This window comes from Tardiphaga sp. 768_D3_N2_1, from assembly GCF_052076105.1.
In the GTDB taxonomy this organism is placed as follows: Bacteria; Pseudomonadota; Alphaproteobacteria; order Rhizobiales; family Xanthobacteraceae; genus Tardiphaga.
In genome coordinates, this window is the sequence record NZ_CP197245.1 from 1,398,373 (window position 1) to 1,417,397 (window position 19,025).

Here is a 19,025-nt window from a genome sequence, read left to right on the forward strand (position 1 = left end):
ACGACTATGCAGAGAACCAAAGCCCCGTTCCGTGCCGACGAAGTCGGCAGCCTGTTGCGGCCAGCATCGATCAAGGAAGCACGCGCTAAACTGGAGAAGGGCGAGATTTCGGCCGACGATCTGCGCAAGGTCGAAGATATCGAGATCGAGAAGGTTGTGCATCGCCAGGCCTCGACCGGTCTCAAGCTCGCCACCGACGGCGAGTTCCGTCGTTCGTGGTGGCACTTCGACTTCCTCGCCAAACTGACGGGCTGCGAGCTCTATCACCCGGACACCGGCATCCAGTTCACCGGCGTCGAGACCCGTCACGACTCGGTGCGCGTGATCGGCAAGGTGGATTTCCCCGACGATCATCCGATGCTGGCGCACTTCAAGTTCCTGAAGAAGCATTGCGACACCGCCGGCGTCACCGCGAAGATGACCATCCCGTCGCCGGCAGTTCTGCATTTCCGCGGCGGTCGCAAGGCGATCTCGAAGGAAGTCTATCCGGATATCGAAGTATTCTTCGAGGATCTCGCCAAAACCTATCGCAAGGCGGTCAAGGCGTTCTACGACGCCGGCTGCCGCTACCTGCAGTTCGACGACACGGTCTGGGCCTATCTCTGCTCGGAAGATGAGCTGAACAAGGTCCGTGCGCGCGGCGAGGATGCCGACAATCTGCAGCAGGTCTATTCGCGCATCATCAATTACGCGATCGCAGAGCGTCCTGCGGACATGGTGATCACCACGCATGTCTGCCGCGGCAACTTCCGCTCCACCTGGATTTCGTCGGGCGGCTACGAGCCGGTGGCTGAAACGCTGCTCGCCGAAACCAACTATGACGGCTACTTCCTCGAATACGATTCGGATCGTGCTGGCGGCTTTGAGCCGCTCCGCTTCCTGCCGAAGGGCAACAAGGTCGTCGTGGTCGGTGTCATTACCTCGAAGTTCGGTGAGCTCGAGAAGAAGGAAGACATCAAGGCACGCCTGCTGGAGGCTTCGAAATTCGCGCCGCTTGAGCAACTGGCCGTGTCGCCGCAATGCGGCTTCGCTTCCACCGAGGAAGGCAATATCCTCAGTGAAGACGAGCAGTGGGCCAAGCTGAAGCTCGCTGTCGATGTCGCGAACGAGCTTTGGGGCAAGTAACTCCCGCTGTCTGATCTACGGCTCGCCAACAAAAATGCCCGGCTCTTTGCCGGGCATTTGCATTTCAGTCTCCTGGCGATGAACGCTCAGGTCTTGCCGCGCCCCACGCTTTCATAGGTAAAGCCGGCTTTCAGCATCTCTTCTGAACGATAGATATTGCGCAGGTCGACAATGACCGGCTGCTTCATTTTCTGCTTCAGTTGCGTGAGATCGAGCGCACGGAATTGCTCCCACTCGGTCACGATCACCAGCGCGTCGGCCCCGGTGGCGCAGGCATAGGCATCTTCGCAATAGGTGATATCTGGCAGTTCGTGTTTGGCCTGTTCCATGCCGACGGGATCATAGGCCTGCACCGTCGCGCCGAGATCCTGAAGCGCGGTGATCAAGGGGATCGACGGCGCCTCGCGCATGTCGTCGGTATTCGGCTTGAACGTCAATCCGAGCACGCCGACGGTCTTGCCGCGCAGATTGCCGCCGAGCGCGTGCTGGACTTTGCGGGCCATGGCGCGCTTGCGGTTATCGTTGACCGTGAGGACCGCCTCGACGATCCGCAGCGGTGCTTCATAGTCCTGGCCGGTCTTGACCAGTGCGCGGGTATCCTTTGGAAAACACGAGCCACCGAAGCCGGGACCAGCATGCAGGAACTTCGCACCGATGCGGTTGTCGAGCCCGATGCCACGCGCGACGTCCTGCACATCCGCGCCAGTCCGCTCGGCGAGATCAGCGATTTCGTTGATGAATGTGATCTTGGTCGCGAGAAACGCATTGGCAGCGTATTTGATCAGCTCGGCCGTGCGCCGGCCCGTATACATGATCGGCGCCTGATTGAGGTAAAGCGGGCGATAGATCTCGGCGATGACCTTTTGCGCGCGATCATCCTCGGTGCCGACGACGATCCGGTCGGGATGCTTGAAGTCGCGGATCGCGGCGCCCTCGCGCAGGAACTCCGGGTTTGACGCCACGGCGACATCAGCGTCCGGATTGGCTTCCCTGATGATGCGTTCCACGTCGTCGCCGGTGCCAACAGGCACGGTCGACTTTGTGATCACCACGGTGAAGTCGCGCAGGTTGGCGGCGATCTCGCGTGCGGCAGCGTGGACGTAGCTGAGATCGGCGTGGCCATCGCCGCGGCGGGACGGGGTGCCGACCGCGATGAACACAGCGTCGGCGGCCTTCACCGCTTCGCTGAGGTCAAGACTGAAGCCGAGTCGGCCGCTTTTCACGTTGCTGGCCACCAGCGCGTCGAGGCCGGGCTCGAAGATCGGGATTTCGCCCCGCAGCAGGGCGTCAATTTTGCTGCTGTCCTTGTCCACGCAGGTCACATGGTGGCCGAAATCAGCGAAGCAGGCGCCGGACACAAGGCCGACGTAACCGGTGCCGATCATCGCAATGCGCATGGAGAAAGCCCGTTTTGAGGGGTCGGAAGATGAGAATTTGAAGTTGCCATAATCCTAGCAGAAGCGCGCGACTTTCACACGACAGGACAGATCGAAGGGGCATTTCATCTGTGGGCAGACCGTGCTAAAGAGTGGGCCAAAGATAATTCTGCCCACTTTCGGTCACATCTCCACACATGAAGAACGATCAAATCCTCGGAATCATCTCCGATTTCTGCCGCCAGGCGGAGATGGCGGAGTCGACCTTCGGTCGCCGGGCCGTCAACGATGGCAAGCTGGTCAACCGCCTGCGCGAGGGCAAGCGCATTACCATCGACACGCTGGAGCGGATCCAGGCCTTCATCGCCCAGTCGATGCCGGAGGGCGTGCCGCCGCCGCGCGGGCTGGAACCGCCGATCGAGCGTCGCGATCCGCGCAGCAATTTCCGCTTCTTCGAGAACCGGCAGAAATACCTGCTGTTCGTCCATACCTGCTCGGAAAAACGGGTGATCGCCGACCGCGTCGGGCTCGAATTGGCCAGCATCCATCCGCGTCCGCCAGCGCTGCGGGTGTTCGATGCGGGCGTCGGTGACGGCACTGTGCTGGCGCGGGTGATGCGCTCGATGCACGGCCGTTTTCCGCATATGCCGTTCTATATCGCCGGCAAGGAGCTCAGCCTTGAGGACGTCCGGCTGACACTGGACAAGGTGCCGGATCGGCTGTTTGAGCATCCGGCCACGGTCTTCGTGCTGACCAACATGCATTATGCCGAGGCGCCCACGCTGACCCCGGCATCGCCGGCCGCTGCAGCCGCCATGATCTGGCACGAGGTTCCCCTGCGCGGCGCCTCGTCCGGCGAATTCGCCGACCAGATCGCCGGACTTGGAGCTTTTCTTGAGGACAACTGGCGGGCCAGCATCAACCCCAGATCCGGCATGCCGACCTATGAACGGCCTGTGGCGCTGGTGGTTTATCGCGAGGATCACCGGTTCCTGCTGGATTCGATTATCCCCCGGGCAGGGCGCACGGAGGCCAATTTCGACCTGATTATCGCCTCCCAGCCTTATCGGGCGAAGTCTTCGGTGCAGTTTCGAGCCAAACGGATCATGGCGCCGCTGGCCCGGGCGCTGCGGGCTGGTGGGCGACTGATCGGTATCCATTCGCATGGGCAGGACCCCGGTATGGAGATCGTCCAAGCCGTCTGGCCCAAAGAAAATCCTTTCGCCGTGAGCCGGCATGAGCTATTGCGGGCGGTGAAATATGAGCTGGGCTCAGCCGGCCGCGATCTGAACTTCAATGCCTATTCCGACCAGCGGTCGATCTTTCGCTACGCCATGGAGGCGCTGCCGAACGAGGTGACCGGATCGATCGGAACATCGACGGCTTTTGCAGCATGGAACGCGGCGGTCTACGTGGCTCAAATCGAGGATGACCGTTTGACGGAAGTGACCCAGAGCGGCCGTTACCTGGATGCCACCCGAGAGGTTCTGCGCAAGCACAACGGTCTCTGGTTTTACGACGAATCCTACGTCATCTCGCGGCGTCGCGACTGACATTTCCGGAACAATTTGACGAAGGCTGCCGGGCTCCGGCGCAACCTAGAGGACCAGTTGATGCGCGCGTCTTATCTCTTCACCAGTGAATCGGTTTCCGAAGGCCATCCCGACAAGGTCTGCGACCGTATCTCCGACGAGATCGTCGATCTGTTCTTCCGCGAAGGCCCGAAGGCGGGCATCGATCCCTGGGACATCCGCGCCGCCTGCGAAACCCTCGCCACCACCAACAAGGTCGTGATCGCCGGCGAGACTCGCGGTCCGTCCACCGTCACCAACGATCACATCGAGGCCGTTGTCCGCAACGCCATCAAGGATATCGGCTACGAGCAGGACGGCTTCCATTGGAAGAACTGCGACATCGAGATCCTGCTGCATCCGCAGTCGGCCGACATCGCACAGGGCGTCGATGCTAAGCAGCCGACCAATGCCGAAGAAGGCGCTGGTGACCAGGGCATCATGTTCGGTTACGCCACCAATGAGACGCCCGAGCTGATGCCGGCGCCGATCTTCTACGCGCACAAGATCCTGCGCCTGATCTCGGAAGCCCGTCATGCCGGCACCGAAAAGGTCCTCGGCCCGGACTCCAAGAGCCAGGTCACCGTGCAGTACGAAAACGGCAAGCCGGTTGGCGTGCGTGAAATCGTCGTCTCGCATCAGCACCTCGTCGAGGACATGACCTCGAACCAGGTGCGCGAGCGCGTTGAGCCCTACGTCCGCAAGGCGCTGCCGGACGGCTGGATCACCGACAAGACGATTTGGCACATCAATCCGACCGGCAAGTTCTTCATCGGCGGTCCCGATGGCGACGCAGGTCTCACCGGCCGCAAGATCATCGTGGACACCTACGGCGGCGCAGCCCCGCATGGCGGCGGCGCATTCTCGGGCAAGGATTCCACCAAGGTGGACCGTTCGGCTGCTTACGCTGCGCGTTACGTCGCCAAGAACATCGTTGCCGCTGGTCTCGCCGACAAGGCGACGTTGCAGCTCGCTTACGCCATCGGCGTGGCGCGCCCGCTGTCGATCTATGTCGACACCCACGGCACCGGCAAGGTCGCTGACGATGCCATCGAGAAGGCCGTTGCTGCTGCGATGGATCTGACGCCGCGCGGCATCCGCAAGCATCTCGACCTCAACAAGCCGATCTACGCCCGCACGTCGGCCTATGGTCATTTCGGCCGCACGCCGGATGCAGACGGCGGCTTCTCCTGGGAGAAGACCGACCTCGTCGATGCGCTGAAGCGCAACGTCTAACCACAAATTCGTCGTTCCGGGGCGTATGCGCATCTTCGCGCATGCGAACCCGGAACCCAGAAGTGACTATCACATCGAGATTCCGGGTTCACTCGCGAAGGCGCGAGCGCGCCGGAATGACTCTCTCATCAAGGATTCAAACATGACCGCCCCCAACGGTTTCACCGACTACATCGTCAAGGACATCTCGCTCGCCGATTTCGGCCGCAAGGAACTCTCGCTCGCCGAGACCGAAATGCCGGGCCTGATGGCCACCCGCGAGGAATACGGCCCGAAGCAGCCGCTGAAGGGCGCGCGCATCGCCGGCTCGCTGCACATGACCATTCAGACTGGCGTGCTGATCGAGACGCTGAAGGCGCTCGGCGCCGACATCCGCTGGGTCTCGTGCAACATCTATTCGACCCAGGATCACGCTGCAGCCGCGATCGCCGCTGCCGGCATTCCGGTGTTCGCCATCAAGGGCGAAACCCTCACCGAATACTGGGACTACACCGCAAAGCTGTTCGACTGGCATGGCGGCGGTCACCCGAACATGATCCTCGATGACGGCGGCGACGCCACCATGTACGTCCATCTTGGCCTGCGCGCCGAGAACGGCGACACGGCGTTCCTGGACAAGCCGGGTTCGGAAGAAGAGGAAGTGTTCTTCGCACTGCTGAAGAAGCAGCTCAAAGAAAAGCCGAAGGGCTACTTCAAGGCGATCGCCGAGAGCATCAAGGGCGTCTCGGAAGAAACCACCACGGGCGTGCATCGTCTGTACGACATGCAGAAGGCCGGCACGCTGCTGTGGCCCGCGATCAACGTCAACGACTCCGTGACCAAGTCGAAGTTCGACAATCTCTATGGTTGCCGTGAATCGCTGGTGGACGGCATCCGCCGCGGCACCGACGTCATGATGTCGGGCAAGATCGCCATGGTCGCCGGCTTCGGCGATGTCGGCAAGGGCTCGGCGGCGTCGCTGCGCCAGGCCGGCTGCCGCGTGATGGTCTCCGAAGTTGATCCGATCTGCGCGCTGCAAGCGGCGATGGAAGGCTATGAAGTCGTGACCATGGAAGACGCCGCGCCACGCGCCGACATCTTCGTCACCGCGACCGGCAACAAGGACATCATCACCATCGAGCACATGCGCGCGATGAAGGATCGTGCCATCGTCTGCAACATCGGCCATTTCGACAACGAGATTCAGGTTGGCGCGCTGAAGAACCTGAAGTGGGACAACATCAAGCCGCAGGTCGACGAAATCACTTTCGCCGATGGTAAGCGCATGATCCTGCTGTCGGAAGGCCGCCTTGTGAATCTCGGCAATGCGATGGGCCACCCGTCCTTCGTGATGTCGGCGTCCTTCACCAACCAGACGCTGGCGCAGATCGAGCTTTACGCCAACAACAAGGACGGCAAGTTCAAGAAGGAAGTCTACGTGCTGCCGAAGTCGCTCGACGAGAAGGTCGCCATGCTGCATCTCTCGAAGATCGGCGTGAACCTCACGAAGCTGCGCAAGGACCAGGCCGACTATATCGGCGTGAAGCAGGAAGGCCCGTTCAAGGCGGACCACTACCGCTACTGAGTTCGGCGTGACGAATTGAACGAGAAAAGCCCCGGAGCAATCCGGGGCTTTTTGTTGGTTCGATCGTCAGTTGTTTGCTGCGATCACGGCTGGTTTGAAGAGGCTGTAGCCAAAGCCCGCCTTGATGGTCCAGTTCGATGTCCGGCTGTCTGGCTCCAGCGAGCCGTCGAATGCCACGGCGGATGCGCCATATCGGAAGTTGAGAAAGTCGATACCCACATTTGCGTGCCATTCGCGCGTAATGGCGTAATCTGCCGAGAGTCCGGCCATATACATGGTCGAGCTGCCCAGATCATAGGTCAGTGGATTGATCGGCGCGCCGCCGTTGAACGACGTCGTCATTTTCGGGGCAAGCGTTGTTCCGATCAAGCCGGAGGCGGACAAAACGATCCTGTCGCTCGCGGCCCATTGAACCAGCAACCCGCCACCGACATAACCGTGCTCATAGAGTTCGCGATATCCGGAAGGACTGTTGCCGTTGCCTAGATTGCGTTCCCATCCGCGATAGCCGGCGCCGAGATAGGGCGTAACCATCCAATCAGCAGCGACATCGAAACCTTTGCCGAACCGAAGATCCAGGTTTTTGATATCGGCGCCACTGAAATCCTTGGTTACGGGACCGCCTGACGCGCCGTATTCTGTTTTTCCCGCGATCCAGGTGAATACGCCCATGAAGTAGATATTGGTCACCGCGCCGATTGGGGCCATGGCCGATACGCCAAGTTGCAGACCCGGCAGCCAGCCTTTCTCGCTGCTGAAGCGCGGAACTTGGGGCGTCGTCTCGTTGTAGTCGACGCGATGCCCGACAATGCCAAGGCCGACCTGCGTATTCGCGATGAGAATAGGATTGATCCACGCACGCGCATCTAGAGGGGTCCTGACCAGCATGTCAGCAGCGGAGGCGTTGCCGCCGGTCATGGTCAGAACTGCGCAGCAAAAGGCAAAGCTCAACTTGGTGCCCATCGGACGCCTCCTTGACCCGCAAATACAATAAACTTAAAGTTGTTTATATGTGTAATGCGCGCCTTGCGTTTTGGCAACACGTCAGGCTTGCCGTTCCTGATATCGCTCCGCATCGACGCGCCTGAATGGCACGACGATGCAAGACGGGTGCGAGCACACTTCGACAGACGGCGGATGGCGGCAGCCTCAGCCCAGCATCTCCCGCACCATCGGAATGACTTCGCGCCCATACAGGTCGATGCAGCCCATCAGCTTCTCATGCGGTAGGGTCCCGGCGCTGTATTTCATATTGAAGCGCGAGAGGGCGAGCGTCTTCGCAGTCTTCGCAATCTTCTTCGCCACGGTTTGCGGCGATCCGACATAGAGCGAGCCGTAATCGGCTTCCCGATCGTAGTCGCTACGCTGCATCGGCGGCCAGCCGCGCTCTTTGCCGATACGATCGCGGCCCGCCTTGAAATGCGGCCACAGCTCTTCGCGCGCCTGCTCGTCGGTCGCGGCAACATAACCCGGCGAGTGCACGCCGATCGGCTTCACCGGCTGTTCAATCTGCGCATAGGCGCGATGATAGAGATCGACATAAGGTTTGAATCGCTCAGGCTCGCCGCCGATAATCGCCAGCATCAGAGGCATGTCATAGCGCACCGCCCGAACGACTGATTCAGGGCTGCCACCAACGCCAATCCAGGTCATCAGCCTGCCGGCCTCGATCGGCGGATAGACGCGCTGATTGGTGAGCGGCGGGCGGGTCGTGCCGCTCCAGGTCACTTCCGGTTCGGATGCCAGTGCTGCGAACAGATCGAGCTTGTCCTCGAACAGCGTCTCGTACTGATCGAGCTTGAATCCAAACAGTGGGAAGGATTCCGTGAATGAGCCGCGGCCGAGGATGACTTCCGCACGGCCGTGCGAAGCAGCATCCACGGTGGCAAAGCGCTGGAACACGCGGATCGGATCGTCCGAACTCAGCACCGTCACGGCCGATCCGAGGTGGATCCGTTTGGTGCGCGCCGCGATGGCGGCGAGCACCACCTCGGGGGCCGATACCGCGAAGTCTTCGCGGTGATGCTCGCCAACGCCGAAAAAGTCGACGCCAAGCTGATCTGCGAGGACCGCCTCATCGATGACGTTGCGGGTCACCTGGGCATGCGACAGCATTTCGCCATCGGCTCCGCGCGTGACGTCACCAAAGGTATCGAGGCCGAGTTCGAGCTTCATGTGATGCATCCTGACGAGTGCTGAAACGACAAAGGCCGCGCATGATGCGCGGCCTTTGCAAATCAAGCTGTGCGAGCGTTACTTGGGTTCGCTGATCGCGAACTTCAAGGTGCCGATGCCGTCGACGCCGCACTCGACCTTGTCGCCCGGCTGCAGCGCCGCGACGCCGGCGGGGGTGCCGGTCAGGATCACGTCGCCCGCGCCGAGTTCGACCTGCAGCGAAAGCTTCGAGATGATCTCGGCGATGTTCCAGATCATCTCGGACAGGTCGCCCTTCTGACGTTCCGTGCCGTTCACCGAAAGCCAGATCTTGCCCTTGGAGGGATGGCCGACCTTGGATGCCGGGACGAGTGCGCCGGTGGGCGCCGACATGTCGAACGACTTGCCGATCTCCCAGGGCTGTTCCTTCTTGCGCGAGATGGTCTGCAGATCGCGGCGGGTCAGGTCGACACTGACGCCATAGCCCCAGACGTGGTCGAGCGCCTTTTCCGGCGAGATGTTCAGGCCGCCGCTCTTCAGTGCCACGAGGAGCTCGACCTCGTGCTGCATGTCCTTGGTGAGCGTCGGGTAGGGAATCTCGCTGCCATCGGGCACGATCATGTCAGCGTGCTTGGCGAAGAAGAAGGGAGGGTTGCGCTCGTCATTGCCGAGTTCACGGATGTGCTCGAGATAGTTGCGGCCCACGCACCAGACGCGGCGCACCGGAAATTTCGAAGTCTCGTCCTGAACGGCGATGGCGGCCTGCGGCGGAGGGGCGATAACGAACGATGCGGTCATGGACGGCTCTCGGGCTGGTTGTGAAGGCGGGGATCAAAACGGATGCCGCGCTTGCGCGGCAGAAAACAGAAGCAAGTCTTACGCCGACGCATCGAGCGGTGCCAGCGGCGAGGCATCACGATGTTGCAAGCGGAAGAACGAGGCGTAGCGCCCGCCACGGCGCAGCAGGTCGTCGTGGCGCCCGCGCTCGACGATCTCGCCGCCTTCGACCACCAGAATGGCGTCAGCATGCATGATGGTGTGCAGGCGGTGCGCGATGACGATGGTGGTGCGGTTCTGGCAGAGATGCTCGATGGCTTCCTGCACCGACTTTTCGGATTCGGAATCCAGCGCTGCAGTGGCCTCATCCAGCAGGATCACCGGCGCGTTCTTCACCAGCGCGCGCGCAATGGCGATGCGCTGGCGTTGGCCGCCTGACAGTTGCGCGCCGTGCTCGCCAACGGGCGTGTCGTAGCCCAGCGGGAAGCCCAGGATGAAATCATGCGCGCAGGCGGCCTTGGCTGCCGCGACGATCTCATCTTCTGTGGCGCCCGGTTTGCCGAAGGCGATGTTCTCGCGGATGGTGCCGCGGAACAGATAGACATCCTGTCCGACATAGGCGGTCTGGCCGCGCAGTGAGCGACGGGAGACCTGGCCGATCGACTGGCCGTCGATAGTGATGTCGCCTTCGCTGACTTCATACAGCCGCAGCAGTAGTGCCAGCACCGTGGACTTGCCGCCGCCGGAGGGGCCAACCAGCGCGGTCACCTTGCCGGGTTCGGCAACAAAGCTCATGCGGTTGAGCACCGTCTCGCCCGGGCGATAGCGGAACGTGACGTCATGCAGTTCGACGCGCGCATCAGTCAGTTTGAGCGCAGGCTTGTGGTCGTCATTCGGCTCGGAAGCCGGGCTGTCCACGATCTCCAGCAATGTATGCGCGCCGATGATCTGACTGTTGAGATCGATGTTCAGTCGCGCCAGCCGCTTCGCAGGCTCATAGGCCAGCAGGAAGGCTGTGACGAAGGAGAAGAACTGGCCGGGCGTCGCACCCATCGCCACCACGCGATAGCCGCCATACATCAGCGATGCGGCGATGGCGAAACCGCCGAGGGTTTCCATCAGCGGGCTGGAGCGGCTGGAGACGCGCGCCATCTTGTTGGCGTTCTGCTCGACAGCCGTGATGCTCGCTTCCATGCGTTGCTGCATGGTCTGTTCGAGCGTGAAGGCCTTCACCGTACGGATGCCCTGCAGCGATTCCTGCATCACTTCCAGAATTTCGGTGGTGCCGGTGAACTGGTTGCGGGCAAGGCCCTTGATGCGGCGGACCAGCTTGCGCAGCACCAGCATGGCGGGCGGCGCGACCAGGAAGCCGAACAGCGCCATATAGGGGTCCTGCATCACCATCACGCCGACCAGCGCGATCAGTGACAAGAGATCGCGGCCGACGGCGTTAATCAGCAGGTTGAGCACCTGCGTCACCGAATTGGCGCCTGCGGTGAGCCGCTGCAGGAATTCCGACGAATGCCGCTCCGAGAAGAAGCCGATGCTCTCGTTCATCAGCTTGGCGAACAGCCGGCGCTGGTTGTTGGCGACGATGGCGTTGGAGATCTTCGACAGGATAACGGTATGGCCGTAGGTCGAGGCGCCCTTGACCAGGAAGATCAGAACCACGAAGCCCGAGAACAGTGCGATCCGCTCGATGCTCTTGTCGACATAGGCCTGGTTGATGACCTCGCCAAGCATGTAGGCGGCGCCGGCGGTGGTCGCGGCGGAGACGGCCATCAGCAGGAAGGCTAGAAGGTAGCGTCGCCAATAAGTGACCGCCTGTTCGGCGACGAGGCGGCGGATCAGCGCCCAGGCGCCGTACGGATCGTCAGTGACTTTGCGAGTAATCTTGGCCATCCGCGGTCCAGCGACGGCGCCGGGCAGGGATTTGCCGAGGCGTCAGGGTCAGCTTGCGAAACAGCCGCCTGATTGCCCGTTAAATCGCGGTTTTTCAAGCCAAAATCGGGCTTGCCAAGACTTTGTTAACCCGTTGGCCCGGCGGCGGACGCCGCCGGTTTAGGGCCGATTTCGTCCCGGAATCTCTCGGAAGCACGGCACGCGACGGGGCGCGCCGTGCTTTCGCTTGGCGAGATGTAACCCGATCAGAACCGGTAATTCACGCCTGCTTTCATGGTGTGGAACCTGGTATCGACCGAGATGCTGGAGTTGGAGGAGAAGCCATTGGCGACGTCGTTGACGGCAGTGGAGAACAGCGTGCTCCGGCCAAGATCCACATAGAGATATTCAGTCTTGAACGACCACTGCGGGGTGAATGCGTATTCGAGACCCGCGCCGGCGGTCCAGCCCCACTGTGTCTGGCCGGCCGATACCGCCGCAACCTGGCCGAGCACACCATTCGGGCCGGTCAGGGTAAAGTTCCCGTTGGTGTTGACCCGGCCATAGGCGCCGCCGCCGGTGCCGTACAGGAACACGCGGTCCCATGCGTAGCCTAGTCGGCCGCGAATCGTGCCGAACCATTCGACTTCGGAGCCGGTGCCGAATGCCGCGGACGTGATCACGCCGTTATTGTTCAGCGTCTGATTGCCCTCGAAGCGGCCCTTGATGCCGGACCACTGGAAATCGGTCTCGATGCCGAGGACGAAGCCGCCGTTGTATTGATAGTTGTAGCCAGCCTGTCCACCGCCGAAGAAACCGCTCGAGGTCAGGCTGAAATTGCCGTTGGTGCTGGCAACGAGCGCGGGTGCCTCCGCCTGCAACTGCCGCTGGGTGGCCTGGAACGGATAGTCGAACTTGTCGCCGCCGAAACCGACATTGGCGCCGACATAGAAGCCGGTCCAGGAGAACACCGGCACGGGGGCAACCGGGGCCTTCACGGGATAAGGCAGATCGGCAGCAGCGGCGGGAACGGTCGCGCCGATACAAAGTGCGGCGCAAAGGATGAGTCTTTTCATTGTCAGGCCCTTCGATGTCTGCCCATGGCAGGTGATGTCCGATGCATCGCCGTCATGAGCGATCGCATGTAAAGCGTCGACGAGCTGCACATCACGAATACGATGCCGGGACTCGCGACCCTTGTTCTCACAATGACAGGACTGATCGAGGGGTCTTGTTCATGCGCGTAACGAACTTTAGCTCTCGCGCATCACCATTAAACTTCGGAGCGATGTGGCGAGTTCGCAACAGTACATATGCGCACTGACCCGTGCGGCAATGAGGCGCGGTCTCGTACTGTCGAAACTTTGTCCGTGATCTGATCGTCTGGCGTTACTACAGTTGCTGTGGAAGTGAGTGTGGCAGCATGCATCAGGCCAGTTTTGTCTCGAACGACTTCGATCCCGGACTTAATGACCAGCAGAAATTCGCACTATGGTGCGAGAGCATGGAAGCAATCACGTGCTGCGTGGACATTTCCCGCGCAGAGGAGCAGCCTTTCTCGGCTTTCGTGCATTGGGCCGACTATGCAGGCGTCAGCGTCAGCCGTTTCGGCGGCACCATCCGCCGCATCCGCCGTTCGAAGACAGCGATCGCACGCGGGCCTGATGACGACTTCTGTCTGATGTTTCATCGGGGTGAGGGAACGCTGGTCGTCGATCAGGTCGGGCGTGAGACGGCCTTGCCGTCTGACCGCGCATTTCTTGGCACTAACGGACGGCCGGCCGATTTACAATCGGATGCGGATTTCTCGTCGACAACACTCACCGTCAGTAGAGAGCGTCTGTTGCCGCTCATTGGCAATGTGGACGACCTCCTGATCCAGCCGCTCGACGAACGGCGCGCAGCCGTGGCTCATTTGCGGCGCTACATCGAAATCTCGGTCGATCTGCTGCGCGATCCGCATGATGTGGAGCTCGATAGTCATATCAGCACGACATTGCTGGATCTGACAGCGCTCGCGCTAGGTGCCCGCGGTGACACTGCACAACTTGCGTCGATGCGCGGTCTGCGCGCGTCGCGAGCGCAGGAAATCATCACGGAGATCGATCGCAATTTCACCGATCCCGATTTTTCGGTCGGGACGATCGCGCAGCGGCTGAATTTGTCGCCGCGCTACGTTCAGGATCTGCTGCAGGACACGGGATTGAGCTTCACCGAACGGCTGCTGGAGCGTCGGCTTCAGCATGCGATGCAGATGCTGACAAGCGAACAGGGCGACAGGTTGAAGATCAGCGAGATCGCCCTGACGAGCGGCTTCAGCGAGATTTCCTATTTCAACCAGCGCTTCCGCCGTCGTTTCGGCGAGACGCCGACGCAAAGCCGGCGATGATCCGGCCGATCAGGCTGACTTGGCCAATAATTCAATGCCATGGCGCTCGCGGGCAAGCTTCTCTTCCCAGGCCAGCGCATGCTGGGCGATGGTTTCGAGATCGTCATATTGCGGCGTCCAGTTCAGCGTGGCGCGGATCCGGGACGTATCGGCGATCATGGTCATGATGTCGCCGTCGCGGCGCGGCGCGTATTGAACCGCGAAGTTGCGGCCCGATGCGCGTCGCACGGCTTCGATGGTTTCCAGCACCGAATAGCCGCGGCCATAGCCACAATTGAGGGTCGTGGATGCGCCGCCTTCGCGGAGATAGCTTAGTGCAGCGCGGTGCGCCTGGACGAGATCGCTGACATGGATGAAGTCTCGGATGCAGCTTCCGTCGGGCGTCGGGTAATCGGTTCCGAACACATCAATCTTGCTGCGCTGGCCGGTCGCGGCCTCGACGGCGATCTTGAGCAGATGCGTTGCGCCCATGGTGGCAAGACCAGTGCGGCCCTGCGGATCGGCGCCGGCGACGTTGAAGTAACGCAGCACGACGAACTCCATGCCATAGGCCGGCGCGATGTCATGCAGCATGATTTCGGTCATCAGCTTCGATGAGCCGTAAGGTGACAGCGGCCGTGTAGCGGCATCTTCGGCTACCGGCGTGAAATCGGGATTGCCGTAGACCGCGGCAGTCGACGAGAAGATGAATTTCTTGACGCCGCACTTCACCGCTGCATTGAGCAGGTTGCGCGTCGTCGTCGTGTTGTTGCGGTAATAGGAGAGCGGGTCGCGCATCGATTCTGGCACGACGACAGAGCCGGCGAAATGGATGATGGCATCGATGCCATGGGCATTGATGACGCCTTCAACGAGGTTTTCATCAGCGACATCTCCGATGAACAGCGGAACGCCCTCGGGGAGATAGGTGGAAAAGCCCGTCGACAGGTTGTCGATCACAACCACGCTCTCGCCGGCTTCGACCAGCGCGTGGACCATGTGACTTCCGATATAACCGGCGCCGCCGGTGACAAGGACGGTCATTGGATTTACTCACTCTCCCGTTTTGGGAACGCTATCGCGTCGGGGGTGAAGAGTGGGTTTCGACGGCCGGCAACTGGCCACTATGCTTAATGTTGCGTATAGGAAATCGGGCGAAATGGAGTCACCTGTGCCGATTGCGGGCAAAACGGCCGATAAATTGCAGCTGATCGTCACGAATCTGCACTGGCGCTACTCCGGCGTGACAGCGACCAACCGCATGGTTGCTCCAAAGCTTGCGAATATGTTCGACGCGGCATGGCTCGGGTCCGACGCGCCCGCCGGCATTGCGCGCATGGACATCCGCGATCTCATGAAATTGTGGTTGCGCCGCAAGCCAGTGATCTGGCACGCACGACGCAACAACGAGATGATTGCCGGTGTCGTGCTGAAGGCCCTCGGATGGCCGCTGAAGCTCCTCTTCACCTCGGCTGCGCAGCGCCATCATACGTGGATCACGCGCTGGCTGATCAACCGGATGGATGCCATTATCGCTACCAGTGACATTTCTGCGTCGTATCTGAAGCGATCCGCCACTGTGGTCACGCATGGTGTCGATACCGATCGCTATGCGCCACCCCTCGATCGTGCAGCGGCCTTTGCAGAAGCGAATTTGCCGGGGCGTTATGCGATCGGATGCTTCGGCCGTGTGCGGGCGCAGAAGGGCACTGACCTGTTCGTCGATGCGATGTGCGAGCTGTTGCCGCGCTATCCTGATTTCACCGCCGTCATTGTCGGCGCGATCACGCCGGACCAGATCGGCTTCGTCAATGAGCTCAAGAAGAAGATCGCTGACGCCGGTCTGCAGTCGCGCATCGTCATCACCGGCGAGTTGCCGATCGAAGAGGTCGAACGATGGTATCGACGCCTTACGATATACGCCTTCACCTCGCGCAATGAAGGCTTCGGTCTGACGCTGATCGAGGCGATGTCGGTGGGGGCCGCGCTGGTCGCAACGCGTGCGGGCGCCGCGGAGATCGCGGTCGAGGAGGGCGTGACCGGGAAGCTTGTGCCGACCGGTGATGCGGCGGCACTTGCGCTGGCATTGGAGCCGCTGATGCGCGATCCCGATGCCGCTGCAGCCATGGGCACGCGTGCGCGCCAGCGTGTGCTCGACAAGTTCAGCCTCGATGCGGAAGCGCGGGAAATTGCCGAGGTTTATCGCAGGCTGCTCTGACCCTGCAGGATATCCGCAACGAACGCGTCCAGGTCGCCGCCGGCAAACAGGAAGCCGGGCAGATGCGCGGCCTTGGCCGCTTCGATATCCGTATCGCGGTCGCCGATGGCAAAACTGCCTTTGCGTTGCACAGGCCAGTGCTGCATCAGATCGAGGATCATGCCGGGGCTCGGCTTGCGCCAGTGATGATCTTCCAGATAGCCCGCAACCGATCCGGCCGGATGGTGCGGGCAATAGCGGACGTCATCAATGTGGGCGCCTTGTGCGGCGAGTTCGGAACGCATCCACTTGAACAGCGTGTCGACTTCGTCTTCGGTGAAATAACCGCGTGCAACGCCGGACTGGTTGGAAAACAGGAAGACGAAATAGCCGGCATCATTGAGCCGGCGAATGGCCTTGGCTGCGTTCGGCATCCAGCGGATGCGATCGGATGTGCCCATATAGCCGTCGTCGTAATTGATGACGCCGTCGCGATCCAGAAACGCTGCGGGCTTTGTTTGCCTGGTCATCATATTTGCGCGCTTCTGTTGGACGCCTCGGCCATCACGCTCTGAATAATCTTGGCGACATCGTCGGCCGGGATGTCGCGCATGCAGGCGTGGTTGTTCATGGTGCAGACCGGTTTGTGGCACGGCTGGCACGGAACGATGGTCTTCGTCTGTACGGTGGCCGCCAGCGGATTGAGCGGTCCCCATAACTGCGGGCTGGTCGGTCCGAAAATGCCGATGGTCGGCGTGCCGACAGCCGCAGCGATATGCATCAGGCCGGAATCATTGGCCACGGCGACATTGGCGGCGGCCATGCCTATCACGCCATTGCGCAGGTCGTTGGTAGTCAGATCGCGAGCGCGGGGACCTGCGGCTGCAATGATCTCATTGGCGAGGTCCTTCTCGCCGGGGCCGCCGATGATCCAGACGTCCAGCCCGCGCGCGACCAGCAGTTTTGCGGCCTCGGCATAATAGGTCCAGCGTTTGGAGGAACCGACGGAGCCAGGACCGAGCGCCACGGCCGGGCCGGTTCCCAGCCCATTGACCTGCCGCCAGCGCGCAATCTCGTCAGCCGGCACCCGAAAGTCCGGCACCGGCCATTCCGGCGGCAGCGGCGTGCCGTCTGGCAGCGCCAGCGCGCATTTCTTGTCGATCATGCGCGGCAGCTTCTTTTCGCCCCAGCGCCACTGGTTGATCAGACCGAAGCGAACTTCGCCGACGAATCCGATCCGTTCCGGGATACCGGCCAGAGCAGGGGCCAGCGCCGATTTCCAGGTCCGCGGCATGATCAAAGCCGTGCCGTAGTTCCGGGCCCGCAGGACGGCAGCCAACTCCCATTGTTTCGAGAGGGCGAGGCTGCCGCGCGGCAGGTCCCATACGATGCCTGAACGGACGCCCGGCATGTAGTCGACGAGCGGGGCGACCAGTTTGGTCACCAGCAAATCGACCGGCCGGTTCGGCCAGCGCTCTTTCAGCACCCGGACGACCGTATGTCCCCGGACAAAATCACCGATCCACATATAGGGCACGATCAGGATCGGCCGGGTATCGTCCGGATCGACCATCACTCCCTGGTATGGGGAATTTACATTCATTCTTTCAAGGACTTCGCTGTTCTGCCGCGGGCCATATCCGGCTCACGTCGGTACCCGCTCCAATCCGGCAGGTAAAGCTATTTGGGTTGCTTCCAAATATGTCCCCACGGTCTTTATGACACCCCACTGCCCAAGTTGCCTGTGGGGCAGGGTTGAGGCAAAGGTGGGTCAATCATGAGATCGGGGACTTCATGCTGCTTGTGACCGGAGGAGCCGGTTTTATCGGATCGAACGTCGTGGCCGCGCTGAATGACGCCGGCCGCGCAGATGTGGCCGTCTGCGATGTGCTCGGTCATGATGGGAAATGGCGTAATCTCGCCAAGCGGCAACTTGCGGATGTGGTGCCGCCAGTCGAGCTGATGGACTGGCTGAAAGGCCGCAAGCTCGACGCGATCATCCATCTAGGGGCGATTTCGGAGACCACTGCGACCGACGGCGACCTGGTCATAGAGACGAACTTCCGGCTGTCGTTGCGCCTTTTGGACTGGTGCACGGCCAATGCGACGCCGCTGATCTATGCATCGTCGGCCTCGACCTATGGCGACGGCGCGCAGGGCTTTCGCGATGAGCAGACTGTACCCGAGCTGAAGAAGCTGCGGCCGATGAATCTCTATGGTTGGAGCAAGCACCTGTTCGACCTCGCGGTCGCCGAGCGCGTTGGCCGCGGCGAGAAGATGCCGCCGCAATGGGCCGGTCTGAAGTTCTTCAACGTGTTCGGGCCGAACGAATACCACAAGGGCTCGATGATGAGCGTGCTGACGCGGCGCTTCGACGATATCAAGGCCGGCCGCGGCATCCAGCTGTTCAAGTCGCATCGCGACGGCATTGCCGATGGCGATCAGCGCCGCGACTTCATCTATGTCGAGGATGTGGTGCGCGTGATGATGTGGCTGCTGGCGTCGCCGAATGTCAGCGGCATCTTCAATGTCGGCACGGGAACCGCGCGCAGCTTCAAGGACCTGATGCTGGCCGCCTACACTGCGCTCGGCACCAGGCCGAACATCGATTATATCGACATGCCCGAACAGATTCGCGGCAGCTATCAGTACTTCACGCAAAGTGAAGTCGATCGGCTGCGCGGCGCCGGTTACAATGGTGGTTTTACAACATTGGAAGATGCGGTCTCGCACTATGTGAAGGGCTTCCTCGACCAGCCCGATCGCTTCCGCTAAC

General features: G+C 61.2%; 16 protein-coding genes. 7 read left to right on the forward strand and 9 right to left on the reverse strand.

Annotated elements, in window-relative coordinates; genetic code table 11:
- Positions 1 to 6: 6 nt before the first annotated feature.
- Positions 7 to 1,125 (forward strand): cobalamin-independent methionine synthase II family protein, encoded by a 1,119-nt coding sequence (locus AB8A27_RS06410; protein WP_441241190.1) that lies wholly within the window; start codon positions 7 to 9, stop codon positions 1,123 to 1,125.
- Between the two features lie 86 nt (positions 1,126 to 1,211).
- Here AB8A27_RS06410 and AB8A27_RS06415 read toward each other — a convergent pair whose 3' ends face one another.
- The gene (locus AB8A27_RS06415; protein ID WP_441241191.1) at positions 1,212 to 2,522 is read right to left on the reverse strand and encodes a UDP-glucose dehydrogenase family protein; all 1,311 of its coding nucleotides are present in this window, start codon (positions 2,520 to 2,522) and stop codon (positions 1,212 to 1,214) included.
- A 176-nt stretch (positions 2,523 to 2,698) separates the two neighbouring features.
- On the opposite strand from AB8A27_RS06415, the gene AB8A27_RS06420 reads away from it, so the two are divergent.
- The 3 genes from AB8A27_RS06420 to ahcY all read left to right on the forward strand — a co-directional run bounded on the left by AB8A27_RS06420 (position 2,699) and on the right by ahcY (position 6,872).
- Positions 2,699 to 4,054 carry a hypothetical protein gene (locus AB8A27_RS06420; protein WP_068738171.1) on the forward strand — a complete coding sequence of 452 codons (1,356 nt, stop codon included), beginning with the start codon at positions 2,699 to 2,701 and terminating at the stop codon, positions 4,052 to 4,054.
- Positions 4,055 to 4,114: 60 nt separating this feature from the next.
- Positions 4,115 to 5,308, forward strand: a complete 1,194-nt coding sequence (gene metK, locus AB8A27_RS06425; RefSeq protein ID WP_092148219.1) for a methionine adenosyltransferase — start codon at positions 4,115 to 4,117, stop codon at positions 5,306 to 5,308.
- 142 nt (positions 5,309 to 5,450) lie between these two features.
- Entirely contained in the window at positions 5,451 to 6,872 is a 1,422-nt protein-coding gene (gene ahcY / locus AB8A27_RS06430; RefSeq protein WP_441241192.1) for an adenosylhomocysteinase, read from the forward strand.
- Between the two features lie 66 nt (positions 6,873 to 6,938).
- Here ahcY and AB8A27_RS06435 read toward each other — a convergent pair whose 3' ends face one another.
- The 5 genes from AB8A27_RS06435 to AB8A27_RS06455 form a co-directional block, all read right to left on the reverse strand.
- Positions 6,939 to 7,835 (reverse strand): hypothetical protein, encoded by an 897-nt coding sequence (locus tag AB8A27_RS06435; protein WP_441241193.1) that lies wholly within the window; start codon positions 7,833 to 7,835, stop codon positions 6,939 to 6,941.
- 186 nt (positions 7,836 to 8,021) lie between these two features.
- Positions 8,022 to 9,047 carry an LLM class flavin-dependent oxidoreductase gene (locus AB8A27_RS06440; protein ID WP_441241194.1) on the reverse strand — a complete coding sequence of 342 codons (1,026 nt, stop codon included), beginning with the start codon at positions 9,045 to 9,047 and terminating at the stop codon, positions 8,022 to 8,024.
- A 78-nt stretch (positions 9,048 to 9,125) separates the two neighbouring features.
- On the reverse strand, positions 9,126 to 9,824 hold the full coding sequence (locus tag AB8A27_RS06445) for a fumarylacetoacetate hydrolase family protein (RefSeq protein WP_441241195.1): 699 nt from the start codon (positions 9,822 to 9,824) through the stop codon (positions 9,126 to 9,128).
- 78 nt (positions 9,825 to 9,902) lie between these two features.
- Positions 9,903 to 11,705, reverse strand: a complete 1,803-nt coding sequence (locus AB8A27_RS06450; protein ID WP_441241196.1) for an ABC transporter ATP-binding protein — start codon at positions 11,703 to 11,705, stop codon at positions 9,903 to 9,905.
- 245 nt (positions 11,706 to 11,950) lie between these two features.
- Positions 11,951 to 12,760, reverse strand: coding sequence for an outer membrane protein (locus tag AB8A27_RS06455; protein WP_441241197.1), 810 nt, complete (start codon positions 12,758 to 12,760; stop codon positions 11,951 to 11,953).
- A 347-nt stretch (positions 12,761 to 13,107) separates the two neighbouring features.
- Between AB8A27_RS06455 and AB8A27_RS06460 the strand changes: the two genes are divergently transcribed.
- The gene (locus tag AB8A27_RS06460; protein WP_441241198.1) at positions 13,108 to 14,073 is read left to right on the forward strand and encodes an AraC family transcriptional regulator; all 966 of its coding nucleotides are present in this window, start codon (positions 13,108 to 13,110) and stop codon (positions 14,071 to 14,073) included.
- A gap of 9 nt (positions 14,074 to 14,082) precedes the next feature.
- On the opposite strand, the gene galE is transcribed toward AB8A27_RS06460, so the two are convergent.
- Positions 14,083 to 15,096, reverse strand: coding sequence for a UDP-glucose 4-epimerase GalE (gene galE, locus AB8A27_RS06465; RefSeq protein WP_092147598.1), 1,014 nt, complete (start codon positions 15,094 to 15,096; stop codon positions 14,083 to 14,085).
- 115 nt (positions 15,097 to 15,211) lie between these two features.
- Between galE and AB8A27_RS06470 the strand changes: the two genes are divergently transcribed.
- The gene (locus AB8A27_RS06470) at positions 15,212 to 16,270 is read left to right on the forward strand and encodes a glycosyltransferase (protein ID WP_441241199.1); all 1,059 of its coding nucleotides are present in this window, start codon (positions 15,212 to 15,214) and stop codon (positions 16,268 to 16,270) included.
- Here the strand turns inward: AB8A27_RS06470 and AB8A27_RS06475 are convergent.
- Positions 16,252 to 16,782 (reverse strand): HAD family hydrolase, encoded by a 531-nt coding sequence (locus tag AB8A27_RS06475; RefSeq protein ID WP_441241200.1) that lies wholly within the window; start codon positions 16,780 to 16,782, stop codon positions 16,252 to 16,254. The two genes, AB8A27_RS06470 and AB8A27_RS06475, sit on opposite strands and share 19 nt — an antisense overlap.
- A complete protein-coding gene (gene waaF, locus AB8A27_RS06480; protein ID WP_441241201.1) occupies positions 16,779 to 17,852 on the reverse strand; it encodes a lipopolysaccharide heptosyltransferase II in 1,074 nt (357 codons plus the stop codon). The genes AB8A27_RS06475 and waaF overlap by 4 nt, the downstream gene beginning before the upstream one ends.
- Positions 17,853 to 18,043: 191 nt before the next feature.
- Here waaF and rfaD point away from each other — a divergent pair, with 191 nt between their 5' ends.
- The gene (gene rfaD, locus AB8A27_RS06485; protein ID WP_441241202.1) at positions 18,044 to 19,024 is read left to right on the forward strand and encodes an ADP-glyceromanno-heptose 6-epimerase; all 981 of its coding nucleotides are present in this window, start codon (positions 18,044 to 18,046) and stop codon (positions 19,022 to 19,024) included.
- The last annotated feature ends 1 nt before the right edge of the window (position 19,025 follow it).

Bases quoted from the DNA above. Each gene is read 5' to 3' on its own strand.
- AB8A27_RS06410 (WP_441241190.1), top strand. From the start codon at position 7: ATGCAGAGAACCAAAGCCCCGTTCCGTGCCGACGAAGTCGGCAGCCTG.
- AB8A27_RS06415 (WP_441241191.1), bottom strand. From the start codon at position 2,522: ATGCGCATTGCGATGATCGGCACCGGTTACGTCGGCCTTGTGTCCGGC.
- AB8A27_RS06420 (WP_068738171.1), top strand. From the start codon at position 2,699: ATGAAGAACGATCAAATCCTCGGAATCATCTCCGATTTCTGCCGCCAG.
- metK (WP_092148219.1), top strand. From the start codon at position 4,115: ATGCGCGCGTCTTATCTCTTCACCAGTGAATCGGTTTCCGAAGGCCAT.
- ahcY (WP_441241192.1), top strand. From the start codon at position 5,451: ATGACCGCCCCCAACGGTTTCACCGACTACATCGTCAAGGACATCTCG.
- AB8A27_RS06435 (WP_441241193.1), bottom strand. From the start codon at position 7,835: ATGGGCACCAAGTTGAGCTTTGCCTTTTGCTGCGCAGTTCTGACCATG.
- AB8A27_RS06440 (WP_441241194.1), bottom strand. From the start codon at position 9,047: ATGAAGCTCGAACTCGGCCTCGATACCTTTGGTGACGTCACGCGCGGA.
- AB8A27_RS06445 (WP_441241195.1), bottom strand. From the start codon at position 9,824: ATGACCGCATCGTTCGTTATCGCCCCTCCGCCGCAGGCCGCCATCGCC.
- AB8A27_RS06450 (WP_441241196.1), bottom strand. From the start codon at position 11,705: ATGGCCAAGATTACTCGCAAAGTCACTGACGATCCGTACGGCGCCTGG.
- AB8A27_RS06455 (WP_441241197.1), bottom strand. From the start codon at position 12,760: ATGAAAAGACTCATCCTTTGCGCCGCACTTTGTATCGGCGCGACCGTT.
- AB8A27_RS06460 (WP_441241198.1), top strand. From the start codon at position 13,108: ATGCATCAGGCCAGTTTTGTCTCGAACGACTTCGATCCCGGACTTAAT.
- galE (WP_092147598.1), bottom strand. From the start codon at position 15,096: ATGACCGTCCTTGTCACCGGCGGCGCCGGTTATATCGGAAGTCACATG.
- AB8A27_RS06470 (WP_441241199.1), top strand. From the start codon at position 15,212: ATGGAGTCACCTGTGCCGATTGCGGGCAAAACGGCCGATAAATTGCAG.
- AB8A27_RS06475 (WP_441241200.1), bottom strand. From the start codon at position 16,782: ATGATGACCAGGCAAACAAAGCCCGCAGCGTTTCTGGATCGCGACGGC.
- waaF (WP_441241201.1), bottom strand. From the start codon at position 17,852: ATGAATGTAAATTCCCCATACCAGGGAGTGATGGTCGATCCGGACGAT.
- rfaD (WP_441241202.1), top strand. From the start codon at position 18,044: ATGCTGCTTGTGACCGGAGGAGCCGGTTTTATCGGATCGAACGTCGTG.